Origin of the sequence: Streptomyces sp. LX-29 (genome assembly GCF_029541745.1) — a bacterium.
Lineage (GTDB): Bacteria > Actinomycetota > Actinomycetes > Streptomycetales > Streptomycetaceae > Streptomyces.
In genome coordinates this window covers 2,383,896-2,398,297 of sequence record NZ_CP089746.1, presented here as the reverse complement: position 1 = coordinate 2,398,297, position 14,402 = coordinate 2,383,896, and the positions used below count along the sequence as shown (strand labels likewise).

The window sequence follows — 14,402 nt, the reverse complement described above, 5'->3', positions numbered from 1 at the left end:
ACGGGGTCTCCCGGCCGTCCGGTGTCCGGCGGTGCGGGTCCGGCTCAGCGGTTCTCGCCGGGCACCCAGAGCACGTCCCCGACCTCCTTGTTCGCCGTCCGGGCCAGGATGAACAGCAGGTCGGAGAGGCGGTTGAGGTAGGTGGCGGTGAGCGGGTTCATGGAGTCCTCGTACCGCTCCAGCGCGGCCCAGGTGGAGCGCTCGGCCCGGCGGACCACCGTGCACGCCTGGTGGAGCAGGGCCGCGCCGGGGGTGCCGCCGGGGAGGATGAAGGAGCGCAGCTTCTCCAGGTCGGCCAGGAAGCGGTCGCAGTCCGCCTCCAGCTTGTCGATGTAGGACTGCTCGACCCGCAGCGGCGGGTACTCGGGGTTCTCGACGACCGGGGTGCACAGGTCCGCGCCGACGTCGAACAGGTCGTTCTGCACGCGGGTCAGGACCTCGGTGACCTCGGTGGGCAGCGCGCCCAGCGCGATGGCCACCCCGATCGCGGCGTTGGCCTCGTTCGCGTCGGCGTACGCGGAGATCCGCAGGTCGGTCTTGGCGGTGCGGCTCATGTCGCCGAGGGCCGTGGTGCCCTTGTCCCCGGTTCGCGTGTAGATGCGGGTGAGATTGACCATGCCCCGAGCGTACGCGCGAACTAGGCGCCCGTTCTGCGGAACACCCGTGTGCCGAGCGTCACGGAGGCCAGCGCGAGCGCCGCGGCCACCGACAGGCCGAGGGCGACCTTTCCGTCCCCGTACGCGCCGACGTAGGCGGCACGCACGCCCTCCACGAGATAGCGGAACGGCACGAAGTGCGAGACCACGTCGAGCCAGTGCGGGGCCAGCGACATCGGCAGCAGCAGCCCGGAGAGCAGCATCGCGGGCAGGTTGACGGCGTTGACGACGGGGGCGAACTCCTGGGGGCCGCCGACCCGCATGGCCAGCGCGTACGACAGGGCGGCGAGCGAGACGGTCAGCGCGCCGACGATCAGGAAGCCGATCAGCACGCCCGGCAGCGGGGCGCGCAGCCCCATCGCGACCGCGACCAGCACCAGCAGCACGGACTGCGCGAAGAGTTGGACGACGTCCTTGAGCACCCGGCCGAGCAGCAGCGCCAGCCGGCTGACCGGGGTGACCCGCATCCGCTCGATGATCCCGAGCTGCTTCTCGATGAGGATGCCGAAGCCGGCGAAGGCGGCGCTGAACAGCCCGAGCTGGACCAGCAGGCCGGGCACCAGGGTCTGCCAGGCGTCACCTCGGCCGCCGAGGTCGACCCGCTTGAGCAGCGGGCCGAACAGCACCAGGAAGAGCAGCGGTTGCAGCAGCCCGAAGACCAGGCCCAGCTTGGACCGTAGGGCCTGCCGCAGATAGCGGCCGAAGATCAGGCCGGTGTCGGAGACGACATGGGACATGGGTGGGTTCCTCCGTGGGGGCCGGGCCGGTCAGACCGCGACCGGGGCGGCCGGGGCGTCCGGCGTGGCGCCGCGTCCGGTGATGGCGATGAAGGTGTCCTGCAGGCTGGCGTCGGGCGAGCCGCCGTACGCCTCCTTGAGCGCGGTGGCGGTGCCCTCGGCGGCGATCCGGCCGCCGTCGACCACGACCAGCCGGTCGGCGAGGGCGTCCGCCTCGTCGAGGTAGTGGGTGGTCAGGAAGACGGTCATGCCCCGCTCAGCGCGGATACGGCGGACCAGGTCCCACAGGTCCGCCCGACTGCCGGGGTCCAGGCCGGTGGTGGGCTCGTCGAGGAAGAGCACCTCGGGGCGGTGGATGAGGGCCATGGCGATGTCCAGCCGGCGGCGCTGGCCGCCGGAGAGGGCGGAGCACCTCCGGTCCAGCAGCCCGGTCAGGTCCAGCTCGGCGGCGAGCTCCTCGGCGCGGGCGGCGGCCGTGGCCTTGGAGAGCCGGTACAGCCGCCCCTGGGTGGTGAGTTCCTCGCGCACCGACACGGCCGGGTCCACGCCCCCGGACTGGGCGACGTATCCGATCCTCCGGCGGACGCCGGCCGGATCGCGGGCCAGGTCGCAGCCGGCGACGGTGGCGCTGCCGCCGGTCGGCGGCAGCAGCGTGGTGAGCATCCGCAGGGTCGTGGTCTTGCCGGCCCCGTTGGGGCCGAGGAAGCCGAGGATCTCGCCGCGCTCGACGGTGAGATCGATGGAGCGCACGGCCTCGACGGGGCCGCGCCTGGTCTGGAAGGTCCGGGCGAGCCCGGTGGTGACGACGCTGGGTCGGTTCGGCATGGCGCCAGAAAAACATAGCCACTTAAAAATTGCAACGACTCCAAAAATTAAGCGGATCCATCGAAGCTAGGATGGGGGGCATGGACGGCAGGGCACACACGGCGGCACCGCGCACCGAGGGGCTGCGGGAGCGGAAGAAGCGACAGACCCGGCAGCACATCTCGGACGTGGCCACGGGGCTGTTCCTGGAGCGCGGCTTCGACGCGGTGACCATCGCCGAGATCGCCGACGTCGCCGACGTGTCCGTCAACACCGTCTACAACTACTTCCCGGCCAAGGAGGACCTCTTCTTCGACCGCCAGGACGAGCAGGTCAACCGGCTCTCGCGGGCCATCGAGGGGCGCGAGGTCGGCGAGTCCGCCGCCCACGCGGTGCTGCGGGCGCTGCGCACCAGCCTGGAGGAGGGCACCGCCGACGGCCTCGACCCGGGCTTCCGGCGCTTCATGGAGGTCATCAAGGAGTCCACCGCGCTGAGCGCCCGGATCCTGACGATGCAGGAGCTGATCTGCCAGGCCGTGGGGCGCACGCTGCGCGAGGAGACCGGCGCCGACGAGGACGACCCGCTGCCGATGCTCATCGCCAGTCAGCTGTCCTGGGTCTCCAGCGTCGTGGTCAACGGGGTGCTGCGGCTGGTGGCGGCCGGCGGGGAGCCCGAGGAGGTGGCGCGCACCGTCCTCGGCACGCTGGACACCGTCGAGTCGCTGCTGGGCGAGCGCACCCTCAACTATGCGGTGAAGAACACACCGTGACGCGCCTTACTTAGGGCTGCACGGGGCCCGGACGGGCACTAGGGTCCGGCACATACGTCGAGGAGAGGGTGTGTGTCGTGGCGAAGAAGCTCGCCGTCATCGGGGCCGGACTCATGGGGTCCGGTATCGCTCAGGTCTCGGCCCAGGCCGGGTACGAGGTCGTGCTGCGTGATGTCACGGACGAGGCCCTCGCGCGGGGGAAGAGCGGTATCGAGGCGTCGTACGAGAAGTTCGTCTCCAAGGGCAAGCTGACCGCCGAGGACGCCACCCAGGCCCTGGCCCGCATCACCACCACGACCGACTTCGACGCCGTCGCCGACGCGGACATCGTGGTCGAGGCCGTCTTCGAGAAGATCGAGATCAAGCGGGAGATCTTCCGCACCTTGGACGGGCTGGTCAAGGACGACACCGTACTGGCGTCCAACACCTCCGCGATCCCGATCACCAAGATCGCGGCCGCCACCAGCCGCCCGGAGCGGGTGGTAGGCACCCACTTCTTCTCGCCGGTGCCGATGATGCAGCTCTGCGAGCTGGTGCGCGGCTACAAGACCAGCGACGAGACGCTCGCCCGGGCCCGCGCCTTCGCCGAGGAGGTCGGCAAGACCTGCATCGTCGTCAACCGCGACGTGGCCGGCTTCGTGACCACCCGACTGATCATCGCCCTGGTCAACGAGGCGGCCAAGCTGTACGAGTCCGGGGTGGCCACCGCCGAGGACATCGACATCGCCTGCAAGCTGGGCTTCGGGCACGCCATGGGCCCGCTGGCCACCACCGACCTGACCGGCGTGGACATCCTGCTGCACGCCGCCGACAACATCTACGCCGAGTCCCAGGACGAGAAGTTCGCGGCACCGGAGATCATGCGCCGAATGGTCGATGCGGGTGATATCGGCCGCAAGAGCGGGCAGGGCTTCTACCAGCACTGACCGACCGACGGGCGCGGCCCGCGCGCGGCGGGGCGTCCGATGGGCGCCCGCCGTGCGCGGTGCGCGCCGTATCGGCCGACGCTGACACCGCATCAGGTCAGCGGCGCGTCCGAACTTCACCCTCGTGGGTGAATTCGGTATCGGTTCGCTTACAGGCGGCAACTTTGCCGTGTGAGAGGCAGTCAGTTCTATAGAACTTTTTGACAACACGCACCACATCAGGGGAGCGCATATGCATATCAGGGGCGACCACGCCGAGCTGGTCGTCGGGGGCCGCCTCGACGTCCGCAGCGCGGCGGACGCCCGTACGGTCCTGCACTCGGCCATCGACACCGGCCACGGCGACCTCGTGCTCGACCTCACCGAGCTGGACTCCTGGGACGCCACCGGCCTCGGCGTGATCATGGGTGCGCACCGCAGGGCCGGCCGGGCGGGCCGCAGGCTCGTGCTGCGCGGCGTGCCGCCCCAGATGCAGCGGCTGCTGGTGGCCACCCGGCTGCACCGCATCCTGGCCATCGAGGGCGGGCTGGAGGTCGAGTCCCTGCCGCGCGTCTGACCGCGGGCCGCCACGGCGCCCCGGCCGCCGGCCCGGGAGACCGCCGACGAGCGGGAGCACGGAGCCTCCCTCACCGGTGCCCCGACACCCGACGGGCCACGGCCTTCGGAGCCCAGGGCGCTCGGGCCGGCCGGGTGCGGAGCCCGGAGCGCTCGGGCCCGCCGTGTCCGGGCGGGGCCGTCCAGCGGGGTCCGCCGACCGGCGGTATGCGCGGTCTCACGCCGCGGACGGACCGACCGGGGTGCCACACGGCCCGTCGCGCTCGGTGGATACTGTGGGAAGTTCTGGGGTTCGGTTCTCCGCCGCACACCCACTGCCTTCGGCGGGCACCGGGAGTGAGTGCTGACCAGCCGGGGAGGAACACAGCACGCCACCACGCACCTGGGGGGCTTAGGCCATGGACCCGACGACGATGGGACCCGCGGGACCGGACGAGCACGGTCACGAGGACCCGGCGCCCCGCGCCGGCGACGGCGGCGCCGTACCGCCGCCGCGGGATCTGACCCCGCCGTCCGGACCCGCCCGCACCACCCAACTGGTCTCCGGCGATCTGCTGGTCACCGTCAACCCGGTCGACGGCAGCGAGATAGAGCCCTGCCCGCCCAGCCGCCGACCCGCGGGCGCGCGCCGACACACCGAGGAGGAGCGGACCGAGCTGCGCCGCGCCGCCGGCCCGCAGCCGCCCACCGGCCCTGGCCTGCCCGAGCTGCCGACGCTGGAGCGCGAGGAGGAGCGGGAGCGGCTGGTACGACTGCTCTCCCGCGGCCGCTCGGTGCGGCTGACCGGCCCCTCCGGTGCCGGCCGCACCGTGCTGTTGGACGCCGTCGCCGAGGACTGCGTGGAGCTGGCCCCGGACGGCGTGGTGCGACTGACCGGCTACCACCGCACCTCCGCCGACCTGCTGCACGAGCTGTACGCCGCCGTCTACGGCGCGGGCGGCTCCGTCCACCGCCCCGACCGCGAGGAGCTGCTGGCCGCGGTCGCCGACATCGGCGCGGTCGTCGTCCTGGACGACCTCGAGTTCGGCGGCGTGGCCCTGGACGAGTTCCTCGACGCCACGCCCGAGTGCGCCTTTCTGATCTCCGCCACCCCGGACGTCCCGGCACCCTCCTCCGGCTCGCACCTGGAGGAGATGTTCCTCAGCGGGCTGAGCCAGAACGGCTGCCTGGAACTGCTGGAGCAGGCCGCCCGACGCCCGCTCACCGAGGAGGAGGCCGACTGGGCCGCCGACCTGTGGTTCGAGTCCGAGGGCCTGCCGCTGCGCTTCGTCCAGGCCGGGGCGCTGCTGCGCCAACTGGACGAACTGCGGGCCGCGCCCGGCTCCTTCGACAGCTACGGCGACCTCACCAAGGCGCCCGTCCCCGCCCAGCCGGCGGAGACCGACGACGCGAACGGCGGCGAGACGGTACCGCTGCCCACCCTGGCCGAGGGCGTCGCCCCGGCCGCCCTGCTGGCCTCCCGGCTCAGCGAGGCCGCCCGCCACGCGCTGCGGTTCGCGGTCGCCCTCGGCGGCGAGCTGCCCCACCAGTCCCATCTGCCCGCCCTGACCGGGGACACCCACGCCGACGCCGCCATCGGGGAACTGCTGGGCTGCGGTCTGATCACCGCCACCGGGCCGCACTACCGGCTCGCCGGCGGCGTGGTCGCCCAGCTGACCGCCGCCGGGTACGCCGAGGAGGCGCCCGAGCACGCGCTCGGCGTCGCCCAGCACTACGCCTGGTGGGCCGGCCACCCCTCGGTCGCCGCCGAGCGCGTCGCCCTGGAGGCGGACGCCGTCCTCGCCACCCTGTCCGCCCTGATCGCCGCCCGTGTGGCCGCCCAGACCAGCGCCGCCGTGCTGCTGGCCCGCACCGCCGCGCCCGCCTTCGCCGGCGCGCTGGCCTGGGGCGCCTGGGAGCGCACCCTGCGGCACGGCCAGGAGGCCGCCCGACTGGCGGGGGAGGTCGCCGAGGAGGCGTACTTCCACCACGAGCTGGGCGTTCTCGCACTGTGCAGCGGCAACCTGGACCGGGCGCGGGCCGAGCTGGAGGCGTCCATCGGCCTCCGCGGCGTGCTCTCCGACCGCCGCGGCGCGGTGGCCGGGCGGCGCGCCCTGGCCCTGGTCGCCGACCGTTCCGGCGGCCCGACGCGACCGGCCCCGGCGGCGCCCGGAGGCACCGCGCCGGGCGAGGAGGTCCCGGACGCCCGCACCGAACAGTCGGCCTCTCCGCCGGGCGGCGTCCCGGCGCCGGTCCCCGGGGACAGCGCGACCACGGCGGTCACCTCCGCCGCCGCGGCGCCCAGCGCGGCCCCCACCGGCCTCCCGGGCGGCGCGAGCGGCACGGCCGGCGCGAGCGCCGTCGGCGGCGCGGGCGCTCCCGGAAGCGGCGGCAAGCCGCGGCGTACGCTGTCGTGGATGGCCCTGACCGGGGCCCGGCGCAACCTGGTCGCGGCGGGTGCCGGCGCCCTGCTGGTGGCGGTGCTCGGCACCGTCGTCACCCTGGGCGCCACCTCCGGGAACGAGGACGAGGGCAAGCCGGCGAACCCCGGCAAGCCGGGCCAGTCGGCGTCCCAGCAGGACGAGGACGACGGGCTCACCGCCGACGAGCCGGTGCCGGACGGCGGCGACCAGCAGCCGCGGCCCGGCGTCAGCGGTGCCGCCCCGATCCCGTCGGCCTCCGGCGGCTCGCCCTCCGGCAGCGCCGAACCCGGCGACCCCTCGACGAGCGGCGAACCCTCGCCGTCCGGCTCCGGCGAGCCCAGCGGATCGCCGAGCCCGACCGGCCGGCCGACCACGCCGACCGACCCGCCGACCACGAGCCCGACGCCGACCCGGACCACCGGACCCACCCCCACGACGACGCCGCCGACCACCCCGCCGACGACGCCGCCCACGACGCCGCCGACCACCCCGCCGACGACGCCGCCCACCAACCCGCCCAGCACCGCCACCAACACGGCCACCGGCCCCCTCCCCACCACCGCCACCGCCCCCGAGCCGGCCCCGGAAACCCCGACGGCCTGACCGGTCGCTGCGGACGAGGGCCTTCTTCATCCCGCCGCGACGGCGGGACGTGAGACGGCGGAGTTCGGCGGTGCCGATCAAGGCGCGGTGGTTGCTGCCGGCGGCGGGGCGAGGGACTGCCCCTCATCCCGTAGGCCCTTGGCGGGGGCCTTCCGCGTAGGCCAGGGCCTTCATTCCGCCGCGACGGCGGGACGCGTGACGGCGGTGTTCGGCGGTGCCGAAACAAGGCGCGGTGGGTTCGGGTCCGCCGGCTTCCCGCTGCTGGCGGTGGCCGGCGGCCGCCGGCCCGCGTCGTGGTGGTCGCTGCTGGCTGCCCCCCGTGCCGCGCCGACGCCGGCGCGCGACGGCGGGGCCAGGGGCCGCTGCCCTCATCCCGTACGCCCTTGGCGGGGGCCTTCCGCGTAGGCCGGGGCCTTGATTCCGCCGCGACGGCGGGACGCGTGACGGTGGAGTTCGGCGGTGCCGAAACAAGGCATGGAGGGGGCTCGGCCCCCATACGCGACTCGCGCCCCGCAGGGGAAAACGCGAAGCCCGGGGCCCGAAGAGGGGCCCCGGGCCGGGAAGCCGTGGGTCAGAACAGGCGCAGCTTGTCGTCGTCCACGCCGCGCAACGCGTCGTAGTCGAGGACGACGCACCCGATGCCCCGGTCCGTCGCGAGAACGCGGGCCTGGGGCTTGATCTCCTGGGCGGCGAAGACGCCCTTGACGGGGGCGAGGTGCGGGTCGCGGTTGAGGAGCTCGAGGTAGCGGGTGAGCTGCTCGACGCCGTCGATCTCTCCGCGGCGCTTGATCTCGATGGCGACGGTCGCCCCGTCGGCGTCCCGGCAGAGAATGTCCACGGGGCCAATGGCAGTGGGGTATTCACGCCGAATAAGCGTCCAGCCATCGCCAAGTGTCTCGATCCGATCGGCGAGCAGCTCCTGAAGGTGCGCTTCCACGCCGTCTTTGATCAGTCCGGGGTCCACCCCGAGCTCATGCGAGGAGTCGTGAAGGATCTCCTCCATGGTGATGATGAGCTTCTCGCCCGCCTTGTTCACCACCGTCCAGACACTGCCGTCCCCCTCCTTCAGGGTGCACGGCGGCGACATCCAGTTGAGGGGCTTGTAGGCCCGGTCATCCGCGTGAATGGACACACTGCCGTCGGCCTTGATCAGGATGAGGCGGGGTGCCGACGGAAGGTGGGCGGTGAGCCGGCCCGCGTAGTCCACGGAGCAACGGGCGATGACGAGACGCATGGTGGGCAACGCTACTCGACGGCGGGGGGTCGACGCGATTCGTCCAGCGATCGACCTGTTCGGCCCTGGCTGGTTGTGTGTGCATTCTCCTGGTGCCGGTGCGGTGGCCGAATTAGGGTTGAAGCGGATGGTCGTCGGGTGTGCACACAGCGTCGCGGCCGTCCGCCCGTCCCTGAGACCCTGTGCTCTGGGGTCGCGAGAGGAGAAACCCCATGTCGCTGGACGTCTCACCGGCCCTCCTCGAACAGGCCGAGCGAGGCGAGGTCGACGAAGCCGCCTTCGTCGACTGCGTCCGGACCTCCCTGCCGTACGCGTGGGAGATGATCAGCTCTTTGGTGGCCCAGCTCAAGGTCGACGGCGGTGACTTCGCCGACAACCAGACGCCGCCGCCGGACGAGCAGGCGCGTGGTCAGCTGCTGCGGGCCTTGGCGAGTGATGCGATCCGGGGCGCGCTGCAGCGTCATTTCGGGGTACGCCTGGCCTTCCAGAACTGCCATCGGGTGGCGGTCTTCCCCCTGGACGCGTCCGCGGACGAGAGACTCAGCCGCTTCACGTCCATCAGAGGTCAGCTGCTCAATCAGTCCCCCGAACTGCGCGACTGCTGACAGCCGTTGGCTGCCGCTCCGCGAGCGGGGAGGTGCTTGAGGTCAGGAGCGGCAGCACGCGCCGAGACCCACCGGGCGGGTCCCAGCGGTGCGGGGCCCGGCATGACGCGCCGTGGCGCGCGCGGTCAGCCGAGGAGCGGCAGCACCTCGTGGCCCAGCCGTCGTACGTTCTCCTCCGTGGTCGCCAGATCCCCCGAACCCTCCACCAACAGCGCGAAGCGCCGGATTCCGGTGCGCTCCGCGGTCGCCGCGAGCCGGTCGGCGCACAGCCGGGGCGGGCCCACCGGATGCAGCCGGCAGAGCAGTTCGGCGTATCCATGTGGATCCCGCATCCGCCGCTGCCGGCCGTCGACCGTGCGGTGCGCGGCCAGCCCCTGGCGTAACCAGCCGGGCATCGCCTTGAGGAGCACCTCCGCCGCCTCCGGGCGGCCGTCCGCGATCTGGGCCACCCCGGCCGAGATGTGCTCCGTCGCCCCGACCGACTCCGGAGGGTGACCGGCGGCCAGCGCGCACTCCCGCCACAGCGCCACCATCTCGGCCTTCTCCTCGTCCCCGCTGTGCATGCCCAGCAGCATCGGCAGCCCGCGCTCGGCGGCGAGCCGCACACTGCCGGGCGAGGTGCAGGCCACCACGACGCCGGGGCCCGTGGAGCCGGTCCCGTCCAGCCCCTCGCGGGGGCGTGGCACCACCGGCACCTCGCGGAAGCGGAACCGCTCGCCGTCCGCCCCGACGCACGGCTCGCGCAGCCAGCGCAGCAGCAGGTCGAGCGACTCGGGGAAGTCCTTCTCATACGCGGCGAGTCCGGCGCCGAAGACCTCCAGGTCCACCCACGGGCCGCCGCGGCCGACACCGAGGGTGAAACGGCCGCCGGACAACAGGTGGAGCAGCGCGGCCTGTTCGCCCAGGGCGACGGGGTGCGCGGTGGGCAGCACGCTGATCGCGGTGCCCACGGATATCCGCCGGGTGCGGCCGAGGAGCAGCGCCGCCAGCGTGACGGCGGACGGGCAGACGCCGTAGGGAACGAAGTGGTGTTCGGCGAGCCAGACGGCGTCCAGGCCGGACGCCTCGGCGGTCTCGGCGGACCGCACCGCACGGTGCAGCGCCTCGCCCTGTCCCTGGCCGGGGAATTGGGCGGCCAGAATGAAAGCCCCCACGCGCATTGCTCTCCGCCTCTCTCGCGGTTCTCGGCTTGGCCCCGGATGCTCGACCCCTCACCGGCAATAACGCCTGACACGTGCCAAAGGCACGGCCTGGCAAGAATTTTTGGATGATGATCGGAGAGTGGCTGTGGATAACGCGTACCCCGCAGCGTGACGGTGACGCGTAACCTGGTGACAGTCCGTAGCTCCACCGTCCGACGACGCCCGAGGTATCCCATGTCCCCACGTCGAAATCGCCCGCACGGCGGTGGTCTGCCCGCCGCCCGCGCCGCCGAGTCGTCCGAGCCGACGGAGCGCTACGGGCTGGAGCGGACCGAGACCTGGCAGGGCGAGGAGTGGATGGTCCGGCAGGTCGGCGGCTTCGCCGCGGCCAAGTACTACCGCTGCCCCGGCTGCGACCAGGAGATCCCGCCGGGGGTGCCGCATGTGGTGGCCTGGCGTGGCGACGGCGGCGCCGACGACCGCCGGCACTGGCACAAGGCGTGCTGGAACGCGCGAGACCGCCGGAGCGCGCGGCTCCAGCGGTCTCGAAGTGCCCCGAGGTACTGAGTTCCCGGGGCGGCGGCCGATGGTGCCGGGCCGCGTCGGCGGGGATCAGACGTCGCGCTTGTTCAACAGCGCGTAGGCGCAGGCCATGACGGCCGCGGTCACCCCGGTGATGATCCACAGCGGATCCCAGCCGGAGGGGCCGGTGTCGGAGACGGTGTTGGCGTACATCACGCCCAACTGGTTGGGGATCGAGTACTCCAGCATGGCGTCCCGCAGGTCCGTGAGCCCCTCGCCCTGCATGAAGATCGCGAGCACCAGCGGCAGCAGCACCACGCCGATCATGATGGTGATCGCGCCGGCGGAGTGCCGGATCAGCGCGCCCACGGCGAGCGCCAGCAGGCCCAGCATGGCCACGTAGAGCCCGATGCCGACCGTCGCCTTGAACCAGTCCTCACCGGTCGACTCGCCCGCGCCCTCCATGCTGCCGAGCATGGAGTCGTTGATCAGTGCGGCCAGGAAGGCCGTGGCGGTGGTGATCGAGAAGGCGACCAGGAAGAAGACGATCGCCTTGGCGGTCAGCACCCGGGACCGGCTGGGGCAGGCGGTGAGCGTGGTGCGGATCATCCCGGTGCCGTACTCCGAGGCGATCACCAGCACCCCGAGCGTGATCACGCAGAGCAGGCCGAGCAGCACCCCGACGAAGCCGATGCCCAGCGGGGACTCTCCCTCCAGATTGGCCTCACTGTCGGCGACGACCGCCGCGGTGGCGAAGTCGACGCCGACCACCAGCAGGATCATCACGCCCAGCGTCCACATGGTCGAGCGAACCGACTTGATCTTGGTCCACTCGGAGGCGAGGGCGTCGCCGAGGTGGGCACGGCGGATCGGGATCGCCGAGACGTAGCCACCCATCGGCGCCGCGCCCTGCCCCATGGCCTGCGGCCCACCCTGCGGCATGCCCTGTCCCATGGGCTGCGGCGCGCCCTGCGGCATGCCCTGCGCCATGGCGTGCGGCGCACCGTGCGGCATGCCCTGCGGTGCGCCCTGCGGCGGCATGGCCTGCATGCCCTGCTGCGGCGGCATGCCCTGCGGCGGGGTGCCGTGCGGGGGCACCGGCGCCGCTCCGGGCGGTGCCGGCACCGGAGCCTGGCCCGGCTGCTGCTGGTACGGGGTCGTCATCGGGCGTCCTCGTTGTCGCGCTTGTTCAGATCGGCGGGGGCTGCGGGGGCGGCGGGCGCGGCCTGGGCGGGCGCCGGCGGCGCGGCGGGGACCTGGGCCGGCGCCGGGGGAGCGGCGGGCGCCCCGGCCGGGGCCTGGGCCGGAGCGGGCTGCGCGTACGGGCTCGGCGCCTGGCCCCGCGCGGCCGCGTACGGGTTCGGCGCCTGCCCGCCCGGCGCCGGCGGGTAGCCGCCCTGCCCCGGCGGGGGCGGCGGGGTGAACGCGGGCAGCACCTGCGGCGGCACCGGACCGGGCTGCTGGACCGGGGCGTAGGGATCCGGCTGCGGCTGGAGCCCGGCCCGCTGGTCGACGGTGGAGCGGTAGTCGACGGCGCCCTGCGTCATCCGCATGTACGCCTCCTCCAGCGAGGCCTGGTGCGGCGAGAGCTCCCACAGCCGCACATCCGCCTGGTGGGCCAGGTCGCTGATGCGCGGCAGCGGCAGCCCGGTGACGCGCAGCGCGCCGTCCTGCTCCGGAAGCACCTGGCCGCCCGCCTCGCTCAGCGCCGCGGTCAGCTTCTCGCGCTGCTCCGGCTGCTGGTCGGGCACCCGCACCCGGGCGAAGTCCGCCGAGTTGTGGGAGATGAAGTCCTTGACGCTCATGTCGGCGAGCAGCTGCCCGCGGCCGATCACGATCAGGTGGTCGGCGGTGAGCGCCATCTCGCTCATCAGGTGGCTGGAGACGAAGACGGTGCGCCCCTCGGCCGCCAGCTGCCGCATCAGGTTGCGGACCCACAGGATGCCCTCGGGGTCCAGGCCGTTGACCGGCTCGTCGAACAGCAGCACCTGCGGGTCGCCCAGCAGCGCCGCGGCGATGCCCAGCCGCTGTCCCATGCCCAGCGAGAAACCCTTGGAGCGCTTGCGGGCCACGTTCTGCAGACCGACGACGCCCAGCACCTCGTCCACCCGGCGGGCCGGGATGCCGGCCAGCTGCGCCAGGCTCAGCAGGTGCTGGCGCGCGCTGCGGCCGCCGTGCACCGCCTTGGCGTCGAGGAGCGCGCCGACCTGGCGCGGGGCGTTCGGCAGCCGACGGAACGGATAGCCACCCACGGTGACCTGACCGGAGGTCGGCTCGTCCAGGCCCAGGATCATGCGCATCGTGGTCGACTTGCCGGAGCCGTTCGGCCCCAGGAAGCCGGTGACGGCCCCGGGCCGCACCTGGAACGACAGGTTGTACACGGCCGTCTTGGCGCCGTAGCGCTTCGTCAGGCCGACTGCCTCGATCATTCTCCGCCCTTCGCGAATGGCTCAGGGCAGACGCCCCGGTGAGGGTTAGGAGGATAGCCGCGTGTCGACGGTTCCCGTCATGGCCCTGTCGTGAGCAGATCGTAACGACGAGGCCAGAGCTCACCTCTGGTGTCGGCGTAGTCGTCCAGGGTCGGCTGGGGCAGCAGCCAGCCCTCCTCGCGAAGGATCCGGGTCCCCGCGGCCCGCACCGCCGCGTCCCCACGCGCCCGCGCCACCCAGCGCTCCGGGTCAGGGCCGAGCAACTCCCGAAGTCGCGCGGAGTCGGCCAGCAGCGTGGTCAGCAGGGCGTGCTGTTCGCCGCCGCCGTGCCGCGGCGTTCCGTCGGGCCCCGCGAGCACTCCGCGCACGCTGGCGTAGAGATACGCCCCGCCGAGCCGCTCGCCGCCGGGCAGCGCCATGGGGAAGTCAGAGCCCGGCAGCAGCAGCCGTCGGTAGTTGGCGGCGCTCTCGCTGGCGTCCACGGCCCGGAGCTGCGCGGTGTCGGGCCAGCACAGCACGAGGTCGCTCACCATCCGCGGATCCGCGTACGGCGCGGCCGCCACATACCCCGAGACGCTGATGTGCCCGGTCACCCCGACGCCGATGCCGCGCACCCGGGCCCGCAGCATGGGCAGCGCGGTGGCCCCGCCGAGCCGGGCGAACTTGGCGCGCAGCTGCGCGGGGGAGCCGTTGGAGCCGACGGTCAGCAGCGGATGACGGGCGCCGGCGGGCGGCTGGCCGAGCCGGGTCAGCACGGCGTCCAGCGGCTCCTCCACCCCGTCTGAAGCCCCGTCCGAAGCCCCGCCCGGTGCCTCGCCCGGTGGGGCTTCCGGCGCACCCGCGGGGCACAGCACCCGCCAGCTCCCCAGCCGGCCCGGGGTCGGCCGCAGCGGCCACAGCTCGTCCCCGTACAGCAGCACGGGGTCCACGATGGTGCGGCCGGGGTAGGTCAGCGGCCGCTCGTACGGCAGCTCGGCGAAGCCGAGCGCCTCCAGGGTGCGGTCGGTCACGACATAC

14 protein-coding genes are annotated in these 14,402 nt (G+C 73.3%); 6 read left to right on the top strand and 8 right to left on the bottom strand.

Annotated elements, in window-relative coordinates; all coding sequences use genetic code 11:
• Window positions 1-44: 44 nt before the first annotated feature.
• The 3 genes from LRS74_RS10105 to LRS74_RS10095 are packed head-to-tail and all read right to left on the bottom strand — an operon-like array spanning window position 45 to window position 2,218.
• Complete coding sequence (locus LRS74_RS10105; protein ID WP_277740691.1) at window positions 45-617, bottom strand: cob(I)yrinic acid a,c-diamide adenosyltransferase; 573 nt, start codon at window positions 615-617, stop codon at window positions 45-47.
• A gap of 20 nt (window positions 618-637) precedes the next feature.
• The gene (locus LRS74_RS10100; RefSeq protein WP_277740690.1) at window positions 638-1,393 is read right to left on the bottom strand and encodes an ABC transporter permease; all 756 of its coding nucleotides are present in this window, start codon (window positions 1,391-1,393) and stop codon (window positions 638-640) included.
• A gap of 30 nt (window positions 1,394-1,423) precedes the next feature.
• Window positions 1,424-2,218 (bottom strand): ATP-binding cassette domain-containing protein, encoded by a 795-nt coding sequence (locus LRS74_RS10095; protein ID WP_277740689.1) that lies wholly within the window; start codon window positions 2,216-2,218, stop codon window positions 1,424-1,426.
• 80 nt (window positions 2,219-2,298) lie between these two features.
• Here LRS74_RS10095 and LRS74_RS10090 point away from each other — a divergent pair, with 80 nt between their 5' ends.
• The 4 genes from LRS74_RS10090 to LRS74_RS10075 all read left to right on the top strand — a co-directional run bounded on the left by LRS74_RS10090 (window position 2,299) and on the right by LRS74_RS10075 (window position 7,453).
• Complete coding sequence (locus tag LRS74_RS10090; RefSeq protein ID WP_277740688.1) at window positions 2,299-2,967, top strand: TetR/AcrR family transcriptional regulator; 669 nt, start codon at window positions 2,299-2,301, stop codon at window positions 2,965-2,967.
• Window positions 2,968-3,044: 77 nt separating this feature from the next.
• Window positions 3,045-3,893, top strand: a complete 849-nt coding sequence (locus LRS74_RS10085) for a 3-hydroxyacyl-CoA dehydrogenase family protein (protein ID WP_277740687.1) — start codon at window positions 3,045-3,047, stop codon at window positions 3,891-3,893.
• Window positions 3,894-4,125: 232 nt separating this feature from the next.
• Complete coding sequence (locus LRS74_RS10080) at window positions 4,126-4,449, top strand: STAS domain-containing protein (protein ID WP_277740686.1); 324 nt, start codon at window positions 4,126-4,128, stop codon at window positions 4,447-4,449.
• A gap of 397 nt (window positions 4,450-4,846) precedes the next feature.
• Complete coding sequence (locus LRS74_RS10075; protein ID WP_277740685.1) at window positions 4,847-7,453, top strand: ATP-binding protein; 2,607 nt, start codon at window positions 4,847-4,849, stop codon at window positions 7,451-7,453.
• A gap of 571 nt (window positions 7,454-8,024) precedes the next feature.
• On the opposite strand, the gene nucS is transcribed toward LRS74_RS10075, so the two are convergent.
• The gene (nucS, locus tag LRS74_RS10070; RefSeq protein ID WP_277740684.1) at window positions 8,025-8,687 is read right to left on the bottom strand and encodes an endonuclease NucS; all 663 of its coding nucleotides are present in this window, start codon (window positions 8,685-8,687) and stop codon (window positions 8,025-8,027) included.
• A 212-nt stretch (window positions 8,688-8,899) separates the two neighbouring features.
• Between nucS and LRS74_RS10065 the strand changes: the two genes are divergently transcribed.
• Entirely contained in the window at window positions 8,900-9,292 is a 393-nt protein-coding gene (locus tag LRS74_RS10065) for an SCO5389 family protein (protein ID WP_277740683.1), read from the top strand.
• Between the two features lie 125 nt (window positions 9,293-9,417).
• Here the strand turns inward: LRS74_RS10065 and LRS74_RS10060 are convergent, their stop codons facing one another.
• Window positions 9,418-10,452 (bottom strand): LLM class flavin-dependent oxidoreductase, encoded by a 1,035-nt coding sequence (locus tag LRS74_RS10060; RefSeq protein ID WP_277740682.1) that lies wholly within the window; start codon window positions 10,450-10,452, stop codon window positions 9,418-9,420.
• A gap of 216 nt (window positions 10,453-10,668) precedes the next feature.
• On the opposite strand from LRS74_RS10060, the gene LRS74_RS10055 reads away from it, so the two are divergent.
• Window positions 10,669-11,001: an ATP/GTP-binding protein gene (locus tag LRS74_RS10055; RefSeq protein ID WP_277740681.1), complete on the top strand. Its 333-nt coding sequence runs from the start codon at window positions 10,669-10,671 to the stop codon at window positions 10,999-11,001.
• Between the two features lie 45 nt (window positions 11,002-11,046).
• Here LRS74_RS10055 and LRS74_RS10050 read toward each other — a convergent pair whose 3' ends face one another.
• From LRS74_RS10050 to LRS74_RS10040, 3 genes are all read right to left on the bottom strand, one after another.
• Window positions 11,047-11,898 (bottom strand): ABC transporter permease subunit, encoded by an 852-nt coding sequence (locus LRS74_RS10050; protein ID WP_277744686.1) that lies wholly within the window; start codon window positions 11,896-11,898, stop codon window positions 11,047-11,049.
• Window positions 11,899-12,116: 218 nt separating this feature from the next.
• Window positions 12,117-13,385, bottom strand: coding sequence for an ABC transporter ATP-binding protein (locus tag LRS74_RS10045; protein ID WP_277740680.1), 1,269 nt, complete (start codon window positions 13,383-13,385; stop codon window positions 12,117-12,119).
• A 77-nt stretch (window positions 13,386-13,462) separates the two neighbouring features.
• Window positions 13,463-14,395, bottom strand: coding sequence for a hypothetical protein (locus LRS74_RS10040; protein WP_277740679.1), 933 nt, complete (start codon window positions 14,393-14,395; stop codon window positions 13,463-13,465).
• Window positions 14,396-14,402 lie beyond the last annotated feature (7 nt).

Excerpts from the sequence above, each read along its gene's own strand:
- LRS74_RS10045 (WP_277740680.1), bottom strand. The coding sequence starts at position 13,385 with ATGATCGAGGCAGTCGGCCTGACGAAGCGCTACGGCGCCAAGACGGCC.
- LRS74_RS10105 (WP_277740691.1), bottom strand. The coding sequence starts at position 617 with ATGGTCAATCTCACCCGCATCTACACGCGAACCGGGGACAAGGGCACC.
- LRS74_RS10100 (WP_277740690.1), bottom strand. The coding sequence starts at position 1,393 with ATGTCCCATGTCGTCTCCGACACCGGCCTGATCTTCGGCCGCTATCTG.
- LRS74_RS10065 (WP_277740683.1), top strand. The coding sequence starts at position 8,900 with ATGTCGCTGGACGTCTCACCGGCCCTCCTCGAACAGGCCGAGCGAGGC.
- LRS74_RS10075 (WP_277740685.1), top strand. The coding sequence starts at position 4,847 with ATGGACCCGACGACGATGGGACCCGCGGGACCGGACGAGCACGGTCAC.
- LRS74_RS10080 (WP_277740686.1), top strand. The coding sequence starts at position 4,126 with ATGCATATCAGGGGCGACCACGCCGAGCTGGTCGTCGGGGGCCGCCTC.
- nucS (WP_277740684.1), bottom strand. The coding sequence starts at position 8,687 with ATGCGTCTCGTCATCGCCCGTTGCTCCGTGGACTACGCGGGCCGGCTC.
- LRS74_RS10090 (WP_277740688.1), top strand. The coding sequence starts at position 2,299 with ATGGACGGCAGGGCACACACGGCGGCACCGCGCACCGAGGGGCTGCGG.
- LRS74_RS10095 (WP_277740689.1), bottom strand. The coding sequence starts at position 2,218 with ATGCCGAACCGACCCAGCGTCGTCACCACCGGGCTCGCCCGGACCTTC.
- LRS74_RS10060 (WP_277740682.1), bottom strand. The coding sequence starts at position 10,452 with ATGCGCGTGGGGGCTTTCATTCTGGCCGCCCAATTCCCCGGCCAGGGA.
- LRS74_RS10055 (WP_277740681.1), top strand. The coding sequence starts at position 10,669 with ATGTCCCCACGTCGAAATCGCCCGCACGGCGGTGGTCTGCCCGCCGCC.
- LRS74_RS10050 (WP_277744686.1), bottom strand. The coding sequence starts at position 11,898 with ATGCCGCAGGGTGGGCCGCAGGCCATGGGGCAGGGCGCGGCGCCGATG.